This window comes from Lachnoclostridium sp. An14, from assembly GCF_002160755.1.
Classification (GTDB): domain Bacteria; phylum Bacillota; class Clostridia; order Lachnospirales; family Lachnospiraceae; genus Lachnoclostridium_A.
Map to the genome: position 1 here is coordinate 86,348 of NZ_NFLE01000012.1, position 23,944 is coordinate 110,291.

The following is a 23,944-nucleotide window of genomic DNA, read 5'->3' on the forward strand; positions in this document are numbered from 1 at the left end:
CCTTATTCCGCAGGTTCCAGAGACAGAATATCGAAGAAGCAAGGTGTTCCTGTGAAGGTATAGCCTGCAATCTTATCAGTGTTATAAACGAGCATATCCTTTTGATAAGTAAGAGGAATATCCAACACATTACCTACATCGTAGTTAAATAAGTAGGTGTAGGTATCCCGAACTTCTTGGTCATCGGACATATTAGTCAATTCTTTGATGGTAGCAAGGAACTCGTCAGAGCCTTCAATGCCAGGCAACGAGGGTGTCTGCGGCACCATGCTGTCCATAGGAGTAAACCAGCAATGGGGAGACGCAAAGGCGTACTGGCAATGCCACAAGGTCAGATCGAACTTGCCTTCCAGATAATCGGCATACCACTGCATCTGCTCAGTCCCGTAAATCGTAATATCAATTCCCACTTCTGCAAGCTGGCTCTTGATGACTTCGGCAGTAGGCATACTAACGGATGTGCTGCCAGTCTCCAGTGTGAGCAAGAGACTCAATGGTTCTCCGTCTTTTTCGCGGATACCAGTGCTTTCATTCATCAACCAGCCAGCCTCATCCAGAAGCTGATTTGCCATATCCGGGTTATAGTCATAAGTTGTTTCTAACTCAACATCCGCATAGGGAGTATCGCGGGTGGCTGGGATGTCTGCCGGAGGTTCATAACCGTTAGAAATAGCTACGGACATTTCCTCTTTATCAATGGCATAGGCTATGGCCTGCCGTACACGAATATCAGACAAATAGGGGCTGGTGGCATTGGTGGTGATTACTTGCACACGGGTATCTTTTTCGGCCATCTGTCCGTCAATCCCGTCCATAGCAAGAGCCTGGTCGTATTCCTCATAGGTCAGAAGCGTGCCCCCGTAGATCATGTCAATCTCGCCGGTCTGGAGAGCCTGGAGGCGGGAGGTCGAGTCAGGAATGTATTTGACGATAATCTCATCCCAATAGGGTGTTTCTCCCCAATAGTCCTCGTTCCGAACAAAGCGAGTGTACTCGCCGGCCACATACTCGTCATAGATATACGGGCCTGTGCCTGCAACACCGGAGATAGTCTGGAAGTCACCGGGGATAATGTACTCCGGCGCGCTCATGGGGTTTACATCCGGCCAGCAAAAATCCTGAAGGTAGGCATAGAACGGATGGTCGTAATGAAGCGTGATTGTGTACTCATCGACAACCTCAATCTCTTGAATGTCAGTAATGCCCTTCAAACTGTAAAAGGATGGGTTAGACTGCTTATGTTCCAGATTTGTCTTGACTGCTTCGGCATTGAAGGGTTCCCCATTGTGGAAGGTGACGCCCTGGCGCAGATGGAATGTAAGCTCCGTCTGGTCATCGTTATACTCCCAGCTCTCTGCCAGGCCGGGGACAATCTCACCATTGTCAAAGTCCACCAGGTTTTCATACACCAGCTTGGATGTGCAATAAAGAGAGTTATTCATGTAAAGGGTAGAGAGGTCTGTGGTTTCTGCTCCAATAGCGTAGGTCAGCACTTTCTTTTCAGAGTCTGCCGTAGTTGATCCATCGCCGCCAGACTCCGCAGATGTCTGATTACTGCTGCAAGCAGTAAGGAGCATGGCGAAACAACAAATGGCCGCAATGAGACGAGCAAGTTTCGATTTTTTCATGGTTTACTTCCTTTCCTGTAAATTTATGTCAATATTAGATTGACCGATATTAACGATTTGCCCGCTTTCCAGCTCATAAATGCGCTGGGACAGGCGATAGGCGAATTTCATATCGTGGGTGATAAGGAAATAACTGCACCGGTATTCCCGATGGTATGCCTCCAGGACCTCCCGAATCGCCTTTTGAGAAATCAGATCAAGTCCGCTGGTTAACTCATCCAAAATAAGATAGTCAGGCCGCACAGCCAGCGCCCGCAGCAGTGCAACGCGCCGCTGCTCACCCCCAGATAGGTTTTTGGTTGGCGTATCCAATAGTTTTCTGCTGGTGGCCGTCAAATCCATCAGTTCTAAAATTCTCTGTTTACGCTCCCCGAAAGATAATTTGGTCAAATTGCGTAATGCTTCCTCCAAGTTATGCCCTACGGAGAGCCTACGGTTCAGGCTGCCAGTGGCATCCTGGAAAACGGCCTGTATCTTTGTGCGATGGCTACGCCACTGTCCATAACTCCATTTGGCAATGTTCTCGCCATCAAGCAAAATCTCGCCACTGGTGGGTCGTTCCAAACCGATTAAGAGGCGGGCCATTGTGCTTTTTCCACTGCCGCTTTCTCCGGTAAAACTGATATTTTCCCCTTTTACCCATGTAAATGAAATGTCTCTTAGCGCACGAAAGGGCTTGCCGGAGGCGTCCAGAAACTCTTTGCTCACATTTCGGACTTGGATTTCTGCCATGTCCAGCCACCTCCTTCCTCAACCATAGCCAAACGCACGAACTCTTTTGTCCACTCCTTATGAGGGGCGGCAAACAAATCTGCTGTTGTGCCATACTCTACAATGATGCCGCTCTGCATCACAAGCAGATCATCACAGAGAGTGCGAATAGCTGCATCATCATGGGACACAAACAGAATTGCTGCCTGTTGTTTCATCCGCATCAATACCTGGATCAGATACTCCTTGTTTTCCTCATCCAAAGCGGAGGTCGGCTCATCTGCAAAAATGTACCGAGGGGAAAGGCCAATTAAAATCGCCATAGTTGCCCTCTGAAGCATCCCTCCGGACAACTGGCTGGGGTAGGAACGATAAACCCGATCCGTATCCAGAAGATTGACCTTTTGCAGAACATCCATACTAAGTTTGCGAGCAGCATTTTTGTCTAATCGAAGCCGTTTCCGAAATGTTTCTGTCATCTGTGTCCCAACTGGCACATGAAGATTAAACGCAGTCATCGGGTTTTGCGGAATAAAGCCCAAAGTTGTCCCGCAGAGATCCCGCCGCACTTTTTCTGGCTTTTTTAGCAGGTCCTCTCCATCCAGCAATATTTGTCCAGAGTTAATGGATACATCCCCATCCGATACCCCCATCAGCGCCTTTAAGAGTGTGGTTTTGCCGGAGCCGCTGGCACCGGTCAATCCAGTACAGACACCGGGGGTCAAGGTAAACTCCACACGATCCAGCAGAACGACTCCTTTTGATGTTTGAACAGACAGGTTTTTGACCTCTATCATGCCGCGTCACCTCCCTCCAACTGTTTTGCCAACAAATTAAAGGCCAAGGTACACAGGAAAATAAATAGTATCGGCAGGAAAAGCAACGATGGATGGGTCATCAGCATACTGCGCCCCTCGGAGAGCATCGAACCCCAGTCAATCACATCATCGCCCAAGGTTAGCCCGATAAAGGAAAACGCCGAAATATTCATAATCATTTCCGCGCAGGATAGGCAGAGGAAATGTACCAAGGGTCGGATAATGTTCGGCAAGATATGGACAAATAACACCCTGCTGCGGGAGGCCCCGGAGGACACCGCGCACAATACATAAGCCTTATCCAGTTCAATCTCTGTCTGTGTTTTGACCAGTTTAATCATCCTCAAAATCAGAGAGACCGTCAGCGCCACCAGCATCGTAGGGATGCTGTTTCCCCATATCCCGACAAAAATGATAAGGTAAGCTAAAGGTGGGATCGCTGTCACAGCGTCCAGCAAGCTACTGAACACCAAACTTCTGGCGGCATTTGCTCTGCCCAGCCATAATCCGATCAGCGTACCAAGAACAAGCACAATGCCTCCGCCCAGCAACACAATACCGAGGGTCACATAACCGCCATACAAAAGTCGGGATAATTCACAGCGACCAAACTGGTCGGTCCCCAAAGGGAACTCTGCACTGAATGGCGCATACTTGTTAACAATATCCATCGCCTCCGGGTCATGTGGTGCGATAAGAAATCCGAGAAAACAAAAAATAATGATGAGGACCGGAATTATCCATTTCAAATGTTTCATTACAGGTCCCCCTTTCGTGTCTGGAGCAGGCGCTGGATAATGTCTGCCAGAATGTTGAAAATCACCAGTGCAAAAGCAAGGAACAGCACCGTTGCGTAAATCACGGGCAGATCACGATTTGTCAGGCTGTTTACAATCCGATACCCCAATCCTGGCAGAGAAAAAATGTTTTCCACTATGGCGGATCCCGCCATACACATTCCCATCATCTGCATAAATGTCGGAACCGTAGAGATGATAGCCTGGGGCATAGCGTAGCGCACTACAATATAAGGATCGCTTAACCCCCTGCAACGGGCGTAGAGAACACTGTCCTCACTCATGGCCTGCTGAATCGCTTTTGAAAGCATTTGCCCGAAAAAGGCAATCCCGCCCACCGCCAAACAGAGTGCCGCCGGAAGGTATCTCATTAAACCTGTATTGCCAGATACACTAATCAGGTTCCATCTCACGGCCACCACATCAATAAATGAAGTTGCCAAATAAAACGCTGGGATTGATATTGCCGCGATGGACGCAAATGCCAGGATTTTGCCGATCACATTCTTTCGTGTCAGATAGAGCAGAACCCCCAATATCAGTGCCCCAACCGCTTGAAGAACCGCAGATAGTAGCACAATACAGGCAGTTTCCTTTAGTGCTGATCCGACAATAAGGAAAACATCCCGATTATCCACATACGAATTTCCCAAGTCAAAATGAAGCAAGTCATTCAGCCAGTCCAGATACTGTACGACAATCGGGCGATTCAATCCCATCTGCTCACGCACTGCTTCAATACGCGTCTCATCGACCGTGAATATACGGCGCGAGTAGGCTTCGGCGGCATCGATGGGCGAAAGCTGCATCAGGATAAAAGTGATCGCCGTTACCAGAAATAAGGTTAAAAAAAGTTGTAAAATTTTTTGGAGTAGAAATCTTTTTGTACTCACACCTCCGCCTCCCTGCACTATGCGTTGATTTTCCAGTCAATCGCAGCTTTACGATTCAAAATGAAATCAGCGTAAATGCCCTTTTGCTGGATGAGTTGGTCGTGGGTGCCGTGTTGAACAATCCTTCCGTGATCCACCACTAAAATCTGGTTTGCATGGCGCACCGTTTTCAGTCGATGGGCGATCATAATAATGGTCTTGCCTCCGGTTAATGCTTCAATGGCCGCTTGAAGTTCCGCCTCATTCTCCGGATCAACATTTGCGGTTGCCTCGTCCAAAATTACGATGGGAGCATCCTTCAGCATGGCTCTGGCTATGGAAAGCCGCTGACGCTCACCGCCGGATATTGTGGCTCCTCCTTCACCAATCACCGTGTCATAGCCGTCAGGCAGCGCCATAATGAAATCATGGCACCGGGCGGCTTTTGCCGCAGCCACCACTTCTTCATGACTGGCCGCCGGCTTACCAAACTTGATGTTATTTTCAATACTGTCGTTGAACAAATACACATTCTGAAAGACCATACTGAAATTGCTCATCAAGCTGTCCAGCGAATAGTCTTTTACATCAATACCGCCCAATTTCACGGAGCCTTTGTTCACATCCCAGAACCGGGCCATAAGGCTGGTAAGCGTTGTTTTGCCGGAACCGGAGGGTCCCACAATAGCGGTAGTCGTGGCTTCTGGAATTGTGAAGCTCACATCATCAATGATTTTCCGATCTCCATAGGAGAAGTCCACATGCTCAAATGAAATGTCATGGCTTTTCGGCACCTGAACAGAGCCGCCCTCATCCATCCTGGGTGCCCGGTCAATTTCCTCTACCCGGTCAATGGAAGTATCAATCATCGGCAGCATAAAGAACATCTCACCAGCCGATTCCAATTCGCTATATACCAGGAACGCAGATACCACCATCATCAAGCAGGTGAACAGCGACATATTCCCTTGCAGGAAAAGCCAGATGGAAAGCAGGATTGCCAATACAGAAGTAACACGCAAAACAACCTGCTCCAGCACATTGTAGGGGATGCGTTTGCGCTCCAATTTGAAGTTTTGATTTTCTGTTTCTTTGATGGTATTGTTTAGAGTTTGTTTTGCCGCTTTATCCCCGTGGAAAGCACGCACCACACTCATGCCCTGTATGTATTCCAGCACAGCATCCACCAATTTAGTCTGTGCAGTCAATCGCCCTGGGGAAAGCTCACGGGATTTCTTAAGCAGTCGGGAATTGACCCAAAGGAACAGCAGCATCCCAACAAAGAACACAAGACCGATTCTCCAGTCGAAGCACATGATCGCCAGAGAAAAGATCGTAGTCCGGATCATACCCACAACTGTCCGGGCGATCACTGCAAAAGACATACTCTCCAAATCGGACATTGTAGAGGTGGCTGCCGCAGTAAGACTGCCAAGGCTCTGTGCGTTGAAATAACCCATCGGCATATATTTCATGCGTTCACCGATGTGAATACGCTTTTCTCCGCACATTCGGTAGTTGGCGTGTCCTTCGCTATTGTGGGCCAGATACCAGCAGAACGCGGCACCAGCCACACTAACCGCCATAATTCCCAAAGCCGTCCATGCGGTGGCCCCGGTCATGTTCTGTCCTACCAACGCCCGCAACACTATCAATAGAGCGACAAATTGTAAAGCCTCAAAGATGCTCCGCAGCAGTTCAAAGGCCATACCTTTATACCAAGTGCCTTTCTCCGCCCCGGAGAACCGAAAGAACCGTTTATATGCGTCAAACATACGCCGCACCTCCTTCCATCTGATCGTTGTCCCGCGCCTGCGTGTGAGCTGCCCACATTTGCTGATAGAGCGGACACCGTTCCAACAGTTCTCCATGTGTCCCGGCATCCAAAATCTTTCCGTGATCCACCACAGCAATTTGTTCCGCTCCGGTAATGGTGGACAGGCGATGGGCAATCACAATGAGTGTCTTTCCGTGAGTCAGCCGCCCTATGGCATCCTGAATGACCGCCTCGTTTTCCGGGTCTGTGTAAGAAGTTGCCTCGTCCAAGATAACAATGGGTGCATTTTTCATCATGGCGCGTGCAATAGCTACTCGTTGCCGCTCGCCGCCGGAAAGATGTCCGCCAGCACCTCCCACAATCGTGTCATAGCCATGTTCCAGTCCCATGATAAACTCATGACAGCCCGCAGCCTTTGCCACCGCTTCGACTTCGGTATCCGTTGCATCCGGCCTTCCCATGCGGATATTCTCGCGGACGGACAAGTTGAACAGAAAATTATCCTGGGATACATAGCCAATCAGATCCATTACCTGCTCTGGAGGAAGTTCTTTTGCGTCAACACCTCCAATGGTGATATGCCCGCCTCCAACATCCCAATAAGAGGCGATAAGTTTCGCAATCGTGGATTTACCAGAGCCGGACGGTCCTACCAATGCCGTTGTGGTTCCTTGCTTGATGTCCAGGGTGATGCCGTTCAGAACTTGCGTATCCTTATAAGCAAAAGTCACATCCCGCAGGGAAATATCCAATCCTTTGAGATTTTTCCGCTGGGACGGACGATCCAGATCAGGCTCGGACAATACGGCAGTAATTTCTCCGGTGATAGTAGCAATTTTAGAAAAATCATCCGTCAGAAAGATAGCTGCAACCAGTGGCCCCATAATGCCAAGAGAAAGAATGGCAATGGTGATAAAGTCCGGAGCAGACAAAGAGCCGTTCATATAGAACAGGCATCCCACAGGCAGCACACCAATCAATACGGCCGGCCAAATCGTCATCATCAGAGCAGAATAGCCCTGGGTGGATTTCATCCAGTCCAGCATGAGATCCACGCTCTGGCGGACAGCCTGTGTAAACTTTCCATAGGAGGCAGCACTTTGATTGAACGCCTTGATGACCTCAATCCCATTGATGTACTCCACAGTGGTGGCGCTCATATACTTACTTGCCTGAACAACAGCACCGTATTTTTTAGGGTATTCCTTCATCTGGGCCATGTAACAGAGCATCCCGATAGGTATCGTAATCAGGGATACCAGTGCCATTCTCCAATCCAACACAAACAGGTAAATAATGATGGCGATGGGGACAAGCAGGTTAGAAGTCATTTCCGGGATGATATGTGCCAGAGGGACTTCCATTTGCTCCACACGCTCTACCATTGTGGTTTTCAGCCGTCCCGAAGGTGTATCCGTCAAATATCCCATAGAAACACGCGTTAATTTATCCGCAACCGCCTGTCGTATTTCTGAAAGCACATGGAATGTCGCTTCATGGGAACATCTGGTTGAGAGGCCGTGAAAAACAGACTTCATCAGGTAAGCAATAAGGGCAACAATCCCCCAAGTCAAATAAGTAGAAAAATTCGTTTCACCTCCGATCAGCAAATTTACAATCCTTGCCACAGCGAAATATGGCACGATACCACTTGTGACGCTGATAACAGCAAGAATGATAGAGAGCAAAAAGCCTGATTGATGCGGTTTAATGAAGGTCATCAAATTTACAGAATCTTTTTGTCGCTGCATACAATTCCCTCCTTTTAGTTAGCAGAACCTAACCATAGATCAAAAGTAAAAGCCGACAATCCACAGGATTTATCCTGTAAATTATCGGCTCTGCGTCTTGGCGTCTGGCTCTGATAATATGATGCTTTGTCCCTGCACATCTACGATGTGTTCTTTTCCGCATTTAGGACAAAATAGCGGAAAGTGTTTGAGAACAGTATCCGGATTTACTTTCGTGCGGGTTTTGTTGCCGCAGGTAGGACAGTGAATCCAACCGTTGCGGTCAATCCAACCACTCATACGACATCACCTCCATCCGTAGAAAAGATGGTCTGCCATCCAGCGGTATAGAAACGCCGCATTTTGCGGATATGCTCCAATGCCTGGGCTTTTGGCATATCGTGAATGATAACCTCAAACATTCCCGTATAGAAAGCACTGGAAAGAAGATGATTTAGTTCCGGCGTAAGTCGGCCGCTTGTTATTGCATCATTTCCAGATGCCTCAATATACTTTGCGGTACATTCTGTATCCAGCTCAACAACACGATGAATGAACTCTTGATAGACACTATTCTCTCCGCTGGTAAGCAACAGCTTAAATTCATCGAAATGATCGTAAAGATAGTCCACTACTTTAGGAAAGCCATCATTGGAATATCGAAGCATCTGCTGTGTCTGCTCATTACCTGGCATCGTGGTAAACCCGGATAATACGGTTTGTAACAATTCACAAAAGCCGTCCGCCGCCGGTTGAACCAGGGACCGATATAGGCTTTCTTTATCAGGGTAGCGAATATAGATTGCGCCTTTACTCGATCCAGCCTTTTCTGCAATTATCCGAAGAGAAGCATTTTCATATCCATTTGCTAAAAACTCCTCTTTAGCACATTCCATGAGCTTTTCAGTCACTCCCGCCACTCTTTTTGCCATAGTTCGCCTCCCTTCATTCAAGACCACCAGTTTCAATCCATCGGTCTTAATATAGCACAAAGCATTTTGGCAGTCAATAGGAAATTTGCTGTGTTCTACACTTTAGCCAAAAATCGCATCCATAAGTTCTCAAAACAGTATAGAAAAAAGAGAAAGGTTACAACAGTAAGTACCAACAAATAGACTCTTGAGTTCAAGTAATATTCATCTGAAAATGTTTGCAGTAGGTAGTTCAAGCCCTTTGTAAAGTAAGATCTGAATATTGAATTTCTCTGGAAGTTGTTCTCATAAGACTATATCAAAGAATAACACATTTCACCTTTCCCGTATCTGGATGGATCAACACCACAGGCAGTTTCCTCGCCTCTGCCATCCGCAGCACCGCCTCCACGCCGCTCGGGCCAGCAGGCTCATCATCACACACGGCCACCAGGCAATCAGCGTGTTCTACCATGTAGGCAGTGCGCTCCCGATACCCTTGGGCCCCCACGATTTTGCTACCCATTACAAACTGGTCGCAGTTTTCCTTCAGATGGCGCAGACGCTCCCGACTCTTTGGGTCCCATCGCTCGTCATGGCCCGGAAACGGGTAGACCAGCACGATCTCCAGCTCCTGGTACTCTTCCTGCCGGCGCATTTCCAGCAGGATCTCGCCGGCCCATAGATCAACGCCAAGGGCCCCACCAACATAGAACCGGCGCACACCGCGCCGGTACAGTTCGGTAAAAACATCGTGCAGCCGTTTCTTCAGGCGCTTGCACGAGGTCATATATTCCTGATACTTGAATTTGAACCGTGTAGGCCGCTGACTGGTAATTGCACACGAGTAAAACTGGGACATCTCATCTCCTCCAGAAACTTTTTTCTCAATATAGCCCATTATACTTGCTATGGCTGATGAAGTTCAACCATGGCCGCTTAATTTTTTATGTTATAGCGGATAAAATATAGCTATAGCATGGAGGGTTACGAATGGGCGAACTTTTGAAAGAAATGGGCCAGCGGATGCTGGACCGGCGCAAACAACTAAAACTGACACAAGAGGCTCTGGCCAAGATGGCACATGTCACGCCCCAGACCGTTTCCACTGCGGAGCTGGGCACAAAAGCCATGCGGCCTGAAACGATGCTGAAGATCTGTGATGCGCTTGATATCAGCACAGACTATCTCCTGCGCGGTCAGGTCATGGAAGGCGACACACGCCTGCTCAATCAAAAGGTCTCGTCGTTGACTCCCTGCCAATACCGACACCTGGAAAATATTATCGACAACTTCATCGCGGCTATACAGGAAGAAAAAGAGGTATGAGCGCCAGCGGCAATGCAGCCCTCATACCTCTTTTTATATCATCTCCCCTGACGAAAAGCTTCCATTGTGCTGGAAATCAGGCCGAGGATCGCATCATCTGCCTCCGGTTCCTCTCCCAGCTCCGGCACATATTCCGGCTCCGGCGTCTGCTCCTGCGGCACCGGGGCCGTTGTTGTTTCTGCATCCGGGCAGGCGGCGGGGGCGGCGGCAGGCTTTTCAGAGTGCCTCGTCTCCTGGAGCAGAATCTCACGCACGATGGCTTCAATGGCGGCCCGGTCTATGGCCGGTGCCGCTGCTCTTAACGGTTGTGGATCATCCGCAAAGTGGGTATCGTAGAAAACGACTGCATTGGCGATATACTGTGCTTTCCCGTGGTCAGGTTGTTTTTCCAGCAGTTCGACCGTTGCTAAATGGATCGGGTCGCTGATATTGAACCGCAGGGAAAAACGCCCCCGTTCTTTCTTGGCCGCCATAGCTGTCACCTGCCCGCAGCTTCAAGACGGTACAGATACTCATATCCGGCTGCATTGGCGTTGATATTGGAGACGAACAACGGCTTACCCACTTTTCCGGATGCCTCAATCTGCCGGCGCAAAAGAATGGCGCCGCCGCCCACAAAGACCACCGTGCAGTAGCGCAAGTCCAGCATCCGCTCCCGCAGGGTGCTGAACAGGTCGTTGACGAACTCCTGTGCCAGCTGCTCCACCAGCCGGACCACCGACGACGGGTATTGCGTCTGCTTGCCGGTGAGGATGGCGTCCACATCTCCCTCATCCAGCAGCAGATCCAATTCCGCGTTGCCCCTGGACCTGATCTTATTGTAAAGCAGGATCACGCCGTTTTCCAGCGAATCACAGGAGCTGAGGTCGGCTTTTCCATTTTTCATCAGCAGATAGTCTGCCGTGAAGCCGCCAATGTCCACCACTACCGCCTTGGCCTCATTCATCAGCGTGTGGAGCATGGTGGCCGCCGCCGCGTATGCCTGGGGATAGCAGGCCACATCATCAATGCTGATGGCGTAATGCTTGTCCCGGTACTGGAATTCTACGATCCCTTTCTTCTGGAAATAGGCCGTGAACTTTTCCGCCTGGGCGCCGAAGTGGGCGGGCGGCAGCCCCACCGGCAGCTGGATGTGGTACAATTCTTTCTCGTCAACGCCCCGGGCCGTCAATTCCTCCGCAATCGCAATCAGAGTCAGGATAAAGAAGCGGTCATCCCCAGTCTTGTCCTTACGGTAGGGAATACGCTCGTTGGAGAGCGTATAGTAGTTACCGCCGTATTGCAGGCTCGGCCCAAACGGCCGGGTCATGCTCTGCTGCAGGCCGGAAACGAACGGGGCGCAGTGAACCGTCTTGATTTGTTTATTGCCATGATCGACACCAATTAACATAGGTGAATGCCTCCTTTTTTGCTTTATACATATCCTTTACGCCTGGATGACGCCTTTCTCAACAGGCGACGGCATATTTTTTGAAACCCATGTTTATCATGCGGGGCCATGGCTACCGTTTCACACCAGAATAACAAAACAGCGCCGCCTCGGCTCTACCGGGGCGGCGCTGCTGTTATATCGGTATGTTCAACAATTTGGCTCAATAGTGTAATCGACAGCAACCTTTCTTTATTTTAGGGAATGAGGGAGTAAAATTTCGGGCTTTATAACTGCTTTTTATTAAATGCCCGGATTGCTGCCGCTAAAAATACCACAGATAAAACCACTGAAACAATAAATGGAATAAGAAACTCCGTCATTGAAATCTCACCTGAAATCAGGTCAACATTTCGTGAAGTGAGGACAACCGGGTTAAAGGCAGATAACGGTTTTACAACACTTAAAACAGAGAACAGGGCTACAATCCCGCCAGTAAACAGGATGCTTGTAAAAGTCTGCTTGAATAGAACACAACCGAGTATGAGGATGCTAAGATAGAGAAATCCAATCATCCACATAAAAAACGCAGACGGTACAACATTTGAAAGTGAAGCATCTGGCCAAAGGTAATATGTATATCCATAGGCACCTACAAAGCTCACCCAAAAGCTAACCGTCATAGATACTGCTGCTACGGTGTACTTTGCCATAATCACAGATGGCCTTGCCAATCCCTTTGTCACCAGCAGTAGCAATGTCCCTTTGGAATACTCACTGGACATACAGCTTCCAAACAGAATGATAAATGCGCTAAATCCAATGCCGGATATGTTTTTAAAGAATTGCTGCCATGCGTCAAGGGCGACAGGTTCCTCGGTGATTTCTAATCCGGCTCCAAATGCAGCTATAATTTCCGGCGTGAATTTTGCCAGAAAAGCACTGGACATTCCGAAAACCGCAAAGATTGCAAACAGGATTAAAAAGCGGTAGTTTTTTAGATTTTCTACAAACTCTTTTTTTACAAATGCAATATAGCCTTTCATTTTATCACCTCCAAAAATAGGCTTTCAAGCGACGGCTCCATAAGTTCCACCTTGACCGGCACAAGGTCTGCTTCGGCTAAAGTGGAGAAGATGGTATGCTGGGCCTTTTTCATCTCCCGGCTGTGTATTACAATTTCCCGCCCCTTTTCTTCTGATCCGTTCAGGAGCGATTGTCCTGTCATACATTCTTTGAAATGCTGTAAATCGGCCTCGGTTGAAAATTCAATTAACAGGCTGTCATGGCTATGCAACGCTTTGATTTCCGAAAGCGTTCCGCCAACAGCAATATTACCGTCATTCAAGAGTGCCACATGATCGCAAATGCGCTCCACATCGGATAAAATATGCGTTGAAAACAAAACCGTTGTTGTCCCACGGATTTTATAAAGAATGTCCAAGATTTCTTTTCTTCCCACCGGGTCAAGGGCGCTGGTAGGTTCATCACAAATCAGCAGTTTAGGATCAGCCAATAACGCCTGTGCAATTCCAAGGCGCTGTTTCATACCACGCGAATAACCGCCAACACGCTTTTCTACGCCATCAAGACCGACAAGGGAAAGTAGCTTTTTTCCCTTTTGAGAAATGCTTTCTTTGGGAAGGCCAACAATTTCTCCGCACAGTGTAAGATACTGCATTGCAGTCATATAGTTATAAAATTCCGGCACATCCGGCAAATATCCAATATACTGATTTGTTTTGGTCTGCCCAAAGCGAACCGGTTCATTACACACAAGGATTTCTCCCTGATCGGGCTGCAAAAGCCCCAAAACCATTTTCATTGTTGTTGTTTTTCCTGCACCGTTTTGTCCAATGAAGCCAAAAACGCTCCCCTCTGGAACAGACATATTCAGATCTTTTATAATTTGCTGCTGTCCAAAACTTTTAGATAGATTGCGGATAGAAAGCACATTCATTTTTCCTCACCTCTCCCAAAAACAAAATAGATAATCGGGCCAAACATAAGGATAACCAGAGAGATTACAAGCCACATAGCCCTGTTCCCAAAGCGATAATGCGGATGCCGGAGAATATGCCGGACAGCGGCCACGGCAAGGATCACATCAATCACAAAGATGGGAATAAGAAGCGGAAATATTTCCTGCAACAAAGACATACCAATTTACCTCCTATTGTTATAATTCGTATCGATATTTGCGGGGGTTCGACATTTTCGCCTTAATATTCCCGCATAGGTTATATTACCACTATGGAAATAAAAAAGCAATACCTTCCCTTGACTTTTTATTTCCGAAGTGATAATATTTTCAAAAAGGAGGTTGAACATGGGCAGCAAGAATTTGAATGAAAAGATTATGGAATGTATTTCAAATCCGGCCAAGAGCCGCCTGCTGATAGAAATAATGCGTCGAGGGGAAGTTACCGCAAAGTATTTGGCTGAAAAATGCTCAGATATTCCTCAAACTACACTATATCGTAATTTGAAACGAATGACCGATGATGGACTATTGAAAATCGTTAATGAAACACCAATACGCGGAACAGTTGAAAAGACTTACGCATTAACTTTTGACCCGTCTGATCCTCCATCAGTTCTCGGAGAAAATTCCGGTGCCATTTATATGCAGATGTTCTTTCAGTATTTTTTGACCTTCGCCAAGATTTTTCAAGAATACTGCGACACACCGGGAATTGACATAAAAAGGGATCGGTCTGGTCTTAGCCTTTCTCATGTTTATTTGACAGATGAGGAACTGGAAAAAGTGGTATCGGATATTGCTCAAATCTTATATCCACTTCAAGATAATAAACCAGAGCCGGGTCGCAGATTAAGAACGGTTGGATTGATTATCTCCCCGGAACATAAGGCGGATGAATAGAGAAAAACGCCCTATATGCACAGGGCGTTTTCTCTTGACTTAATATTCCCATAATGGTAATATTTTGTTATCGGGAATAATGGAGATACATTATGAAGAATGAACGCGAAAATGCACTGGACAAAAAATTCCATGCGTTATCAAATCCAACCAGACGAGAAATTCTAATGCGGTTAAGCCAAAAACCGCACTCTGCCGGAGAGATTGCAGGATATTTTCAGATAACACCTGCCTCGATTTCTTATCATCTTTCTCTGTTGCAAAGGAGTGGCTTAATTTGCTGTCGTCAAGTAGAAAAACGGAGGATATATAGCATCAATCGCGGCTCATTGGATGAAGTGTATCTGTGGCTAATGGGTCTATATAATGCTAAGTCAAATAAGTGATTGTAAATTATTCGAGCAAAAATTAGGAGGTGGGGGAAAATTGGGAAATTTATAATTCTATCCTTCAGCGACGACGAGGACGCCATCTTTGCAAACACTGTGACGGCTCTTGCTTCTGTTGCGAACTTCTCCACAGTGACCGCCTCCGCAGATGCCCCGCTGCTCTTTGGCTCTCTGCAAATCGACCCGCAGCGCAGGCTGGTATGGCGGTCCGGCCAGGCGGTGGAGCTGACGCCGATGGAGTTCGACATTCTGCTCCTGCTGGCCCGCCGGCCAGGGCAGGTGTTCTCCGCCCGCCAGATCTACGAGGCTGTTGCCGCGGACACCTATGACGCAAGTTGGACGGGAATCTCCAGCATGGTCTACAAGCTCCGCCGTAAGCTGGGCGCCGGTATCATCGAAACGGTGCGGGGCCACGGCTACCGCTTCACACCAAAATAACAGAACAGCGCCGTCCCGGCTCTACCGGGGCGGCGCTGCTTTATCATAGGTCGGTGCAGGTTCCTTAAACAGTATAATTATTAAGTATGGTAGCAATAGCTTCTGGCGCATCTTTGCTAATCTCATGGCCTGCGCCGGGGATGATTTGCAAAGTTGCTTGGGGAAGTAGTCCATTTAACTTTTTCGATGCTTTTAGGTTGGCACTATCTTTTTCACCGCACAAAATAGTGACAGGGCAAGTAATTCCGTTTAATTGTGAGGTAAAATCCAAAGACCGCATAGAGTGAGATAGCTTAATCGTATCCCTTTTTGATAGTCCCATGTTCTCAAAACTCTTGTTGGGCATGCAGCGGAACAAGAAATTTTGAAAATCAATCAGTAATGTTGGTACTTTATATTGTGCGCCGATTAAGATCAATGAATCTACTTTATTCCCATGACGAATAGTAAAATCGAGGGCGAGCAGTGCCCCAAACGATAGGCCACAGATACGAAGCGGCTCTGTAGCGTTAGAATACTGCCGTTCCAAGTCAGCCAAAATCCGGAAATAGGATATTTCATTTCCTGTTGAAGAAAAAAGCTCCGGGCATTCAACATTGGAAGTTGAAAGTTGACAGACTACCTCTTTCCAGTCTTGTGCAGTTTGTCCTAATCCATGTAAAAGAACTGTTTTCATTGTTCGTCTGCTGCATCCCCTTTCCTATGATAAAGCAAATAATCTACCCCAAAGCACACAAGAGAAAGTGCAAGGGTAATCCCGCTGTTGAATATGTCAGATGTAAAATCGAACTGGACTTGTGGCAAAAAATAATCTGAAATATGGGTAATCGCAATCGGCACTGGGATCAAAACCAACAGGGCAAAACCAAATGCTCTCCACATATTTTTCTTGCACTTGCGGAAAATTCCATATATTACCCAGATTGCAGCAATCGCAATTAGCGTTATGCAAATGCCCAGCGTGAATATAACTGACTTTTGCAAAAGCAAGGACAATATTGCCAATAGTGGAATAGGGATAGCACTGATTACAACTAAGGTTTTCAAAACGATCTTTGTTCTGGAAATCAGACTTGGAAGTAACATAAGCCATGCAGCGATGATGGAAACAGCGACAATCAATGACCATGATAACCTGTCCGAAGTAAAGTAGTCGCAGATCAGGCATACGCAGCCAGCAATCAATGCTGCAGCAGAAACGATTACCAAAATAATGCGCTTGCCTCTTTCAGACAAACGATAATTGCGCTTCTTATATGGTAACTCATCCGGCTCGGTCATTTCATCTTTAATAAGATAATCAGAGGACACATTGAAAATGTCGCTGAGCTGGGCTATAAAATCCAAATCAGGGGTCGATTGTCCCAATTCCCATTTTGAAATCGTCTGTCGTGTAACTGTTACCTTTTCAGCGAGTGCCTCTTGTGAAAGTCCTCGCTGCTTTCTCAATTTTTGTATTTTCTCTCCGAGGGTCATATTTTTGTTTCCTCCTGCTATTTGATTTGAGAAAATCATAGCAAATAAGACGCCCTATTTCTACCAACACAAGCGGGAACCGCCGCAACGAACCATTGCGGCGTTGCTTTTTAACGCATAATCAGCTATTAGCAAACTAGCCATAGGGACACCCTCCACCAATCAACAAATACACACAGACAGGCCGCCGCTAAATTGTAGGGATTTGCTTCAAAAAACCGCATAAATCCGCCGTTTTCGGATGGTGGATATTTCAAAAGGTGTTGCTTTCGGGCAGCGCCTTTTGTTTTGCCGGTCTGAAAGAAAAGGGGGTGAAAACATGGCCGAGCCGGGTGCATTGGATTACTTTTACGGAACCGAGGCAGAGCAATATACCTTTTACCGGATTCCGAAGGTGTTGTTTACCGACCCCGGCTTCCGGCGCATAACAGCAGACGCGAAAATCCTGTATGGCCTGATGTTGGATCGCATGGGGCTGTCCATACGCAATAACTGGCTGGACGAACAGGAGCGCGTGTTTATCTACTTCACGTTGGAAGAAGCAATGGACGCGATGTGCTGCGGCCACAACAAGGCGGTGTCCCTGTTCACCGAGTTGGACAAGGTGGGCCTGATCGAGCGTAAGAAGCAGGGCCAGGGCCGCCCTACAAAAATCTACGTCAAGAACTTCATCCGGAAAGAGGAAGTCAAGACTTCCGAAAATCGGAAGTCTGCACTTCCCGAAAGCGGAACTCTTGACTTCCGAAAATCGGACACAATCAATACTAATAAGAATAAGACTGATCTGAGTGATACTGATCCATCTATCTATCCGGCGGTACGACCTCCGGAAGATAGACCGCCTACGGCGGCTGATACGATGGATACGATACGAGCCTATCGGGAGATTTTGAAAGAGAACATTGAGTATGACCATCTCCGGAAAAATCTTGGCTACGACTATGAACTCCTGGATGAAATTCTGGAAATCCTGGTGGACACGGTATGCAGCACCCGAAAAATGATCCGCATTGGCGGTGAGGACTTCCCAAAAGAGGTTGTGAAAAGCAGGCTGTTGAAGCTGGACTCCAGCCACATCGAGTATGTGATCAGCAGCCTGCGGGAAAATACGACGAAGGTACGGAACATCCGCGCTTACCTCCTAACCTCCCTCTACAATGCGCCTACTACTATCAACAGTTACTACACCGCACTTGTCAATCACGATATGTATGGCAGTGGGTAACTGTTTTTTCATACTCAAATGAGGGCGGCGAGCCGGTCTTATCCGGCCCGCCTTGATTACCCATCAGCAAATGAACGGCACTGTGTCAAGAACGCGCACGGTGCGCGTTCATTTTATTCTTGACACGGGGTCGTTTGTTTGCCACCCGGCATGAAGCCGGAGAAAGGAGCGACCCCGTGAAGAAGCCATTTGCATATATTTCTGCCGCATGGAGCGGTCAGGAATTTACCGACACCGACCAGGCTGCGGTCTACTGCCGCAAGGTCTATCTGGCCGGTTTTACCCCGATCTGTCCCATCCTCTATTTGCCGCACTTCCTCAATGACACCATTCCCGCCGAACATAAGGACGGGATTGATATGGCGCGGGAACTTTTGCGGCGTAGCCATGTGCTGATTGTCTGCGGCGACGAGGTGGATGAAGCCGTAAAGAACGATATTGCTGTGGCGCAGCGGCTTGGCATTACGGCCACCACACTGGACGGTATTTTGAAAATCCGGAGCCAGGGCCATGAGGAAGCCCGCTGATACTCTCCACCGGCTGCTGCGTTCCCTGCTGCACCGGCTGGTGGTGCCGCCTTAGTATCTTCTTTTCCATTTCCACCCTGCCGGAAAGGAGGATAGCCCATGCAGGAAGAACTGGAACAAAAATCTGTGGCGATCAGCATTAAGGCGGGAAAGCTGACCGCAAATCTCTTGAAGAAAGCCGTGGAAAAGGCCCTGGCGGAAATGGAGAAAAGCCAGAAAAACCCGAAAATCTATAAAGGCAAGCAGAGTGTGAAGCACCTTGTCCGGCAGGGCGCAGGCGTTTCCAACATTGAGATTACAGACGGCAACATCAAATCCTTTGAGCGCGTTGCCCGCAAGTATGGCGTTGATTTCGCGCTGAAAAAGGACACCACAAGCCAGCCACCCCGTTATCTGGTATTTTTCAAGTCGCGGGACGCGGATGCACTGACTGCTGCCTTTGCGGAATATTCCGGCAAGGTAGTAAAGCGCCAGTCCCAGGAAAAGCCTTCGGTTCGCCGCCAGCTTACACAGCTTCAGGAGGTTGTCCGGAAAATGGCACAATCCCTCTCCCGCAATAAACAGCAGGAGGTGGCGCGATGAAGAACCTGCCAAAGATTAACCCAGCGAAAGCGGTCAAGGCAAGTCTACCCTATGTGTTTGCCGGTTTGCTCTGCACAAAGCTGGGTGAAGCCTACCGGCTGACCACCAGCGGCGATGTACTGGATAAGCTGCTGGCAGCCTTTACAAAGCTGGGCCTTGTATTTCAAAATCCGCTTCCCAGCTTCCACCCCTTTGATTTGCTGGTGGGCGCGGTAGCGGCTGTGCTGCTGCGTCTGGTAGTCTGGTCAAAAATCAAAAATGCGAAAAAGTACCGGCACGGAGAAGAATACGGCACGGCCCGGTGGAGTGCATAATTTTAAGTGTAAAGGACACCTACATGGACGCACAGGAGGTTATGCACATGACTGATTATAGCAAAATTACCGCCCTTTACTCCCGCCTTTCCGTGGGCGACGAGGACAGGGACGGCGGTGAGAGCAACAGCATACAGAACCAAAAAATCTTTTTGGAGAACTATGCCAGAGGACAGCACTTAACCAATATCCGGCACTACATTGACGATGACGAAAGCGGCAGATTTTTTGACCGTTCTGCCTATTCCCGCATGATGGACGATGTAGAAAACGGAAAAATCGGTGTCTGCATTATGAAAGACCTGACGCGCTGGGGGCGCGACTATCTCCAAGTTGGCAACGCTATGGAGATATTCAGACGGAACAATGTGCGCTTTATCGCGGTCAACAACGGGATAGACAGCGAGAAGCCCGACACATTGGAGTTTGCGCCCTTTATCAACATCATGTCGGAGTGGTACGCAAAGGACATCAGCAAGAAAGTAAAGACCGGCATTAAAACGAAGGGCATGAGCGGAAAGCCGATTGCCACCGAAGCCCCCTACGGCTATATGAAAGACCCGGACAACAAGGATTTTTGGATAATCGACGAGGAAGCCGCCGAGGTTGTGCGCCTTATTTTCCGTCTGTTTATCGGCGGGAAGAACCGCAACCAAATCGCCGTATATCTGACGCAGGAGCAAATCCCTACCCCTACTTTCTACATGAAAGACCGGGGACGGGGAACGTGTAAAAACAAGGCGCTCAATGAGGATAACCGCTACAAGTGGAACAAAGTCACCTTGACCCATATCCTCACGCGGCAGGAGTATTGCGGCGATGTAGTCAACTTCAAGACTACAAAGCATTTCCGGGACAAGCGGAACCACTATGTAGACCGGAGCCAATGGCAGATAACCGAAAATGTGCATGAGCCGATTATTGACCGCGCCGACTTTGAAACCGCACAGCGGATTTTGGAAAACGCGCCCGTCAGACGCCCCAACGGGGACGGGGAAATCCACCCTTTGTCGGGCTTGCTTTTCTGTAAGGATTGCGGCGCAAAAATGCACATCCGCATAGATTACAGGAACGGCGGCAAGCGGCATGTTGCCTATTGCAGCGAGTATCACAAGGGGAAAGCCAAAAACCCCAAGTGCCATTCCCCACACATCATCGACGCGGACTTGCTCATGCAGACCGTCGCGGAAGTGCTGAAGAAAATCGAGGACTACTCTATCAGCAACCGGGCGGAGTTTGAAGCCTTAGTGAAAAAGAACCTTGCCATGCAGCAGACCGACCAGACCAAGAAGCAGCAGAAACGTATCCCGCAAATCACGACACGCCTTGAACAGATTGACAAGGTGCTGAATAAGCTCTATGAGGACAACGCCCTCGGCACTATCCCGCAAGACCGCTATGAGCAAATGTCGCAAAAATATTCGGAAGAATACTACACACTGAAAACGGAGCTTGCCACACTCCAAGAGCAGCTATCCGCTTATGAGAACGCGGGAGGGCGGGCGCAGAAGTTTTTGAAGCTGACGGAACGCTATGCCGCCTTTACTGACCTGACCCCCGCCATTCTCAACGAGTTTATCAGCCGGATTGAAGTGCATGAGCGCGACAAGAAAAGGGCAAAACAGGCTGTTCAGCACATCGGGATATATTTTAACTATATCGGCAGATTTGAGAACGAAGTGACGCAGCTTGCAGAGCCTACGGAGCAGGAAGTCCGGCAAATGCGGGAGGAAATCGAAGAAGCCCAAAAGGAAAAGAGCCGCGCCTACCACCGGCAGTATTCAAGGGAGTACCGGGCGCGAAACCTTGAAAAGCAACGGGAATATGACCGCATGAAAGCGCGGGAATACCGGGCAAGGAGAAAGGCGCAGGCCGCCGCCGCAGCACCCGCACAGTAAAACAGAATACCGACAACTAAGAGGGATTTTCCGGGCTACGGGAAATCCCTTTTTCGCGCCCGGAGAAAGGAGCCGCCTATGGCAGAACAGACCCCCGACAGTATCATCACGACACAGAAGAACGGACAGACCATCGTTGCGGAATTGTTTTTCAATCACAGCGGCACAGAAACATTCCGCGACAAGCTGCTCAAAGTGATACTTGCCGACAGCTTGCAGGACGGTCAAGAGCCGGAAAAATCGGAAATTTTGCGATAACAGCCGCCCCGACGATACATTCCCCGTCCGGGCGGTTTTTATCGTCAAAAACGCCGTTTTCTCCAAGTCAAGAGCCGGAGAAAACACCCGAAAAATGCCCCTATTGCGTAACAGGGGCGCAGAAAGGAGAGTTTATGCGAACAGGGCTTCCCAAGCAAAAAAAGACCACAGACATCTGGTTTGATGAGAAAGACCCGTTGATCCATATCCGTACCCACAATACCGACTTGAAGAAGCGGCTTGCCGCCTATGCCGAGCAGCACCCCGATGTGTGCCGCCAGACCGACGCAGACCCGGAAACGGGCTGCATGGAGTTTGACATTGAGAAAGGCCGCTTCTCTTTCCGTCTGACCGCCCCATACAGCGAGGAACGGCGGGAAGCGGCGCGGCGGTACGCCAGAGAGAGCAACGCCGCCGACAGGCTGAAATAGAGTGGAAATGTTCATAGTTTTGTGCTATACTTTTTCTAAAAGCAGAGTAATACTGCGGAATTGATTGGAGGACAACACAATGGTTACATTTATGAGATTAAGATAAAACCGCGAGTTATGTTGCGGTTATCCGTATTGCATAACTCGCTTATTGAAGCAGAGATGTAATTACGGAGGAAAAACAAATGAATAATAATTTATCACGCTTTGCAGACAGCAAGGTTTATTTTCAATGCCCAATTTGCACAAAATCAATGGATATACAAGGCAATAGCCTAATTTGTAGACATGGACATTGCTTTGATATTTCAAGATATGGGTATGTAAATTTGTTGTTAAAATCATCGCCCAAAACCAACTACAGCAAGCGGTCTTTTGACAACCGGCACCAAATTTTGGAGTATGGCATGTATGATGTTGTGTTGGAGAAAATCATACAGTTTATTTCTGATACGCCATCTATAAGAAACATTTTAGATGTTGGTTGCGGCGAGGGTTTCTATGCAAGGCAGATACAGCAAAGAACAGAACGAAACATCTTTGCCTTTGACTTGTCAAGGGAGGCAATACAGATTGCATCAAAAAAAGACAAGCGCAAAGCAGTGAAGTGGTTTGTTACTGACTTATCAAAAATCCCTTTGAAAGACGGAAGTATGGATTGTATTTTAGACATATTTTCGCCTGCACACTACAAAGAATTTCAGCGATTGCTATCTCCTAACGGATATGTTGTGAAAGTAATTCCTACGAAAAATCATTTGAGGGAAATCAGGACTAAAGTGCAAGCACACTTGAAAAATCCAGATTATTCAAATGAGTCTGTCGTTGAATATTTTGAGAAATATCTTAAAACCATTTCAAGAGAAACGGTTTCAGCCACCGTACAGTTGTCATCAGAACAAAGAATGTCGTTTATTGAAATGACGCCGCTTCTCTTTTGCGTTGAAAAAGATTGCGTTGATTGGCGTACTCTCACACATTTGACAATCGAAGCTGATGTTTTAATAGGAATGTATTAAAGGGCGTATTGATATTTAATATTCCCATTTATTGAGCAGAACGGAGTAAACCAAACACCCTAATCAAAAGGACAGCCGAGGAAATCGACTGTCCTTTTTCTATGCCGACAGGTAGAAAGGAGTGACCACCCATGACGAAACCGAGAGAAAAAAACCGCGAGGAATTGCAAGCCGAGATTGAGGACGGGAAGAAGAAAATCCGGCAGCTTGAAAACCGGGAAAAGGTGTTGCGGCAAAAGTTATCCCAAGAGGAACGCAGGACGCGCAGCCATCGGCTGATCGTCCGGGGTGCGGTCTTTGAGAGCATTGTGCCGGAAGCCAAGACCATGACCGACGAGGAAGCCGCCGCCTTTCTCCGGCTTGCCTTGACGAGCGAGGAAGCGCGGGCTTATCTGAAAAAACGCACCAAGGGCGGGAAAAGCGAATAATCCCTTTGGCACAAAGGGCGCATTATCCGAGATATTCAACTATTCGAGGAAATTTTCAAATAGTGGCCATATAATAAGGATTTCAAAGAAATTTCCTCGGATAATCTTTCTCTACATGATACAGTTAAAGCCA

At 48.1% G+C, this 23,944-nt stretch carries 29 protein-coding genes and 1 pseudogene; 13 read left to right on the top strand and 17 right to left on the bottom strand.

The annotated features are described in order from the left end of the window. Nucleotides 1–2: 2 nt before the first annotated feature. The 10 genes from B5E84_RS08940 to B5E84_RS08985 form a co-directional block, all read right to left on the bottom strand. On the bottom strand, nucleotides 3–1,628 hold the full coding sequence (locus B5E84_RS08940) for an ABC transporter substrate-binding protein (protein ID WP_087221870.1): 1,626 nt from the start codon (nucleotides 1,626–1,628) through the stop codon (nucleotides 3–5). 3 nt (nucleotides 1,629–1,631) lie between these two features. Further along, nucleotides 1,632–2,360: an ATP-binding cassette domain-containing protein gene (locus tag B5E84_RS08945; protein ID WP_087221872.1), complete on the bottom strand. Its 729-nt coding sequence runs from the start codon at nucleotides 2,358–2,360 to the stop codon at nucleotides 1,632–1,634. Next, nucleotides 2,333–3,136: an ATP-binding cassette domain-containing protein gene (locus B5E84_RS08950; RefSeq protein WP_087221874.1), complete on the bottom strand. Its 804-nt coding sequence runs from the start codon at nucleotides 3,134–3,136 to the stop codon at nucleotides 2,333–2,335. Before B5E84_RS08950 ends, B5E84_RS08945 begins: the two co-directional genes overlap by 28 nt. Then, on the bottom strand, nucleotides 3,133–3,915 hold the full coding sequence (locus B5E84_RS08955; RefSeq protein WP_087221876.1) for an ABC transporter permease: 783 nt from the start codon (nucleotides 3,913–3,915) through the stop codon (nucleotides 3,133–3,135). Before B5E84_RS08955 ends, B5E84_RS08950 begins: the two co-directional genes overlap by 4 nt. Beyond that, on the bottom strand, nucleotides 3,915–4,847 hold the full coding sequence (locus B5E84_RS08960; RefSeq protein WP_087221878.1) for an ABC transporter permease: 933 nt from the start codon (nucleotides 4,845–4,847) through the stop codon (nucleotides 3,915–3,917). The genes B5E84_RS08955 and B5E84_RS08960 overlap by 1 nt, the downstream gene beginning before the upstream one ends. Nucleotides 4,848–4,864: 17 nt before the next feature. Next, entirely contained in the window at nucleotides 4,865–6,601 is a 1,737-nt protein-coding gene (locus B5E84_RS08965; protein WP_087221880.1) for an ABC transporter ATP-binding protein, read from the bottom strand. Continuing rightward, on the bottom strand, nucleotides 6,594–8,354 hold the full coding sequence (locus tag B5E84_RS08970; RefSeq protein WP_087221882.1) for an ABC transporter ATP-binding protein: 1,761 nt from the start codon (nucleotides 8,352–8,354) through the stop codon (nucleotides 6,594–6,596). Before B5E84_RS08970 ends, B5E84_RS08965 begins: the two co-directional genes overlap by 8 nt. An 81-nt stretch (nucleotides 8,355–8,435) precedes the next feature. Beyond that, entirely contained in the window at nucleotides 8,436–8,633 is a 198-nt protein-coding gene (locus B5E84_RS08975; protein WP_087221884.1) for a cysteine-rich KTR domain-containing protein, read from the bottom strand. Then, nucleotides 8,630–9,265, bottom strand: a complete 636-nt coding sequence (locus tag B5E84_RS08980) for a TetR/AcrR family transcriptional regulator (RefSeq protein WP_087221886.1) — start codon at nucleotides 9,263–9,265, stop codon at nucleotides 8,630–8,632. The genes B5E84_RS08975 and B5E84_RS08980 overlap by 4 nt, the downstream gene beginning before the upstream one ends. Before the next feature lie 298 nt (nucleotides 9,266–9,563). Continuing rightward, entirely contained in the window at nucleotides 9,564–10,034 is a 471-nt protein-coding gene (locus B5E84_RS08985; protein WP_242959237.1) for an SLOG family protein, read from the bottom strand. A gap of 203 nt (nucleotides 10,035–10,237) precedes the next feature. Between B5E84_RS08985 and B5E84_RS08990 the strand changes: the two genes are divergently transcribed. After that, entirely contained in the window at nucleotides 10,238–10,573 is a 336-nt protein-coding gene (locus B5E84_RS08990) for a helix-turn-helix domain-containing protein (RefSeq protein ID WP_058963758.1), read from the top strand. 38 nt (nucleotides 10,574–10,611) lie between these two features. On the opposite strand, the gene B5E84_RS08995 is transcribed toward B5E84_RS08990, so the two are convergent. The 5 genes from B5E84_RS08995 to B5E84_RS09015 all read right to left on the bottom strand — a co-directional run bounded on the left by B5E84_RS08995 (nucleotide 10,612) and on the right by B5E84_RS09015 (nucleotide 14,102). Next, the gene (locus B5E84_RS08995; RefSeq protein WP_087221890.1) at nucleotides 10,612–11,046 is read right to left on the bottom strand and encodes a hypothetical protein; all 435 of its coding nucleotides are present in this window, start codon (nucleotides 11,044–11,046) and stop codon (nucleotides 10,612–10,614) included. Nucleotides 11,047–11,051: 5 nt separating this feature from the next. Beyond that, nucleotides 11,052–11,963, bottom strand: coding sequence for a ParM/StbA family protein (locus B5E84_RS09000; RefSeq protein ID WP_087221891.1), 912 nt, complete (start codon nucleotides 11,961–11,963; stop codon nucleotides 11,052–11,054). A 266-nt stretch (nucleotides 11,964–12,229) separates the two neighbouring features. Further along, the gene (locus B5E84_RS09005; RefSeq protein ID WP_058963789.1) at nucleotides 12,230–12,988 is read right to left on the bottom strand and encodes an ABC transporter permease; all 759 of its coding nucleotides are present in this window, start codon (nucleotides 12,986–12,988) and stop codon (nucleotides 12,230–12,232) included. After that, complete coding sequence (locus B5E84_RS09010; RefSeq protein WP_058963790.1) at nucleotides 12,985–13,902, bottom strand: ABC transporter ATP-binding protein; 918 nt, start codon at nucleotides 13,900–13,902, stop codon at nucleotides 12,985–12,987. The genes B5E84_RS09005 and B5E84_RS09010 overlap by 4 nt, the downstream gene beginning before the upstream one ends. Next, nucleotides 13,899–14,102 (bottom strand): PLDc N-terminal domain-containing protein, encoded by a 204-nt coding sequence (locus B5E84_RS09015; protein ID WP_058963791.1) that lies wholly within the window; start codon nucleotides 14,100–14,102, stop codon nucleotides 13,899–13,901. Before B5E84_RS09015 ends, B5E84_RS09010 begins: the two co-directional genes overlap by 4 nt. A 169-nt stretch (nucleotides 14,103–14,271) precedes the next feature. On the opposite strand from B5E84_RS09015, the gene B5E84_RS09020 reads away from it, so the two are divergent. From B5E84_RS09020 to B5E84_RS09030, 3 genes are all read left to right on the top strand, one after another. Beyond that, nucleotides 14,272–14,826 (top strand): helix-turn-helix domain-containing protein, encoded by a 555-nt coding sequence (locus B5E84_RS09020; protein ID WP_227604675.1) that lies wholly within the window; start codon nucleotides 14,272–14,274, stop codon nucleotides 14,824–14,826. 92 nt (nucleotides 14,827–14,918) lie between these two features. Then, a complete protein-coding gene (locus B5E84_RS09025) occupies nucleotides 14,919–15,212 on the top strand; it encodes a metalloregulator ArsR/SmtB family transcription factor (RefSeq protein ID WP_087221893.1) in 294 nt (97 codons plus the stop codon). 99 nt (nucleotides 15,213–15,311) lie between these two features. Next, on the top strand, nucleotides 15,312–15,653 hold the full coding sequence (locus B5E84_RS09030) for a winged helix-turn-helix domain-containing protein (protein ID WP_227604672.1): 342 nt from the start codon (nucleotides 15,312–15,314) through the stop codon (nucleotides 15,651–15,653). 64 nt (nucleotides 15,654–15,717) lie between these two features. Here B5E84_RS09030 and B5E84_RS09035 read toward each other — a convergent pair whose 3' ends face one another. Together B5E84_RS09035 and B5E84_RS09040 are read right to left on the bottom strand one after the other, a co-directional pair. Next, nucleotides 15,718–16,329 carry an alpha/beta fold hydrolase gene (locus B5E84_RS09035; protein WP_087221897.1) on the bottom strand — a complete coding sequence of 204 codons (612 nt, stop codon included), beginning with the start codon at nucleotides 16,327–16,329 and terminating at the stop codon, nucleotides 15,718–15,720. Then, nucleotides 16,326–17,129 (bottom strand): helix-turn-helix domain-containing protein, encoded by an 804-nt coding sequence (locus B5E84_RS09040; protein WP_087221899.1) that lies wholly within the window; start codon nucleotides 17,127–17,129, stop codon nucleotides 16,326–16,328. Before B5E84_RS09040 ends, B5E84_RS09035 begins: the two co-directional genes overlap by 4 nt. Nucleotides 17,130–17,448: 319 nt before the next feature. Between B5E84_RS09040 and B5E84_RS09045 the strand changes: the two genes are divergently transcribed. The 9 genes and pseudogenes from B5E84_RS09045 (at nucleotide 17,449) to B5E84_RS09085 (ending at nucleotide 23,811) form a co-directional block, all read left to right on the top strand. Further along, entirely contained in the window at nucleotides 17,449–18,354 is a 906-nt protein-coding gene (locus B5E84_RS09045; protein WP_087221902.1) for a DUF6017 domain-containing protein, read from the top strand. Nucleotides 18,355–18,530: 176 nt separating this feature from the next. Then, complete coding sequence (locus B5E84_RS09050) at nucleotides 18,531–18,881, top strand: DUF7768 domain-containing protein (protein WP_002592984.1); 351 nt, start codon at nucleotides 18,531–18,533, stop codon at nucleotides 18,879–18,881. 99 nt (nucleotides 18,882–18,980) lie between these two features. Then, nucleotides 18,981–19,463: a PcfB family protein gene (locus tag B5E84_RS09055; protein ID WP_087221904.1), complete on the top strand. Its 483-nt coding sequence runs from the start codon at nucleotides 18,981–18,983 to the stop codon at nucleotides 19,461–19,463. Further along, nucleotides 19,460–19,768: pseudogene (locus B5E84_RS09060) on the top strand (VirD4-like conjugal transfer protein, CD1115 family); the annotation flags it as partial. The gene B5E84_RS09055 and the pseudogene B5E84_RS09060, both read left to right, overlap by 4 nt. 56 nt (nucleotides 19,769–19,824) lie before the next feature. Next, entirely contained in the window at nucleotides 19,825–21,675 is a 1,851-nt protein-coding gene (locus B5E84_RS09065) for a recombinase family protein (RefSeq protein ID WP_206197938.1), read from the top strand. A 78-nt stretch (nucleotides 21,676–21,753) separates the two neighbouring features. Next, nucleotides 21,754–21,933: a transposon-encoded TnpW family protein gene (locus B5E84_RS09070; RefSeq protein WP_005930684.1), complete on the top strand. Its 180-nt coding sequence runs from the start codon at nucleotides 21,754–21,756 to the stop codon at nucleotides 21,931–21,933. Between the two features lie 134 nt (nucleotides 21,934–22,067). Beyond that, the gene (locus B5E84_RS09075) at nucleotides 22,068–22,364 is read left to right on the top strand and encodes a P-loop NTPase family protein (protein ID WP_005930687.1); all 297 of its coding nucleotides are present in this window, start codon (nucleotides 22,068–22,070) and stop codon (nucleotides 22,362–22,364) included. A 185-nt stretch (nucleotides 22,365–22,549) separates the two neighbouring features. Further along, complete coding sequence (locus B5E84_RS09080; RefSeq protein WP_002584969.1) at nucleotides 22,550–23,383, top strand: methyltransferase domain-containing protein; 834 nt, start codon at nucleotides 22,550–22,552, stop codon at nucleotides 23,381–23,383. A gap of 131 nt (nucleotides 23,384–23,514) precedes the next feature. After that, nucleotides 23,515–23,811 (top strand): DUF3847 domain-containing protein, encoded by a 297-nt coding sequence (locus tag B5E84_RS09085; protein ID WP_016147288.1) that lies wholly within the window; start codon nucleotides 23,515–23,517, stop codon nucleotides 23,809–23,811. Nucleotides 23,812–23,944 lie beyond the last annotated feature (133 nt).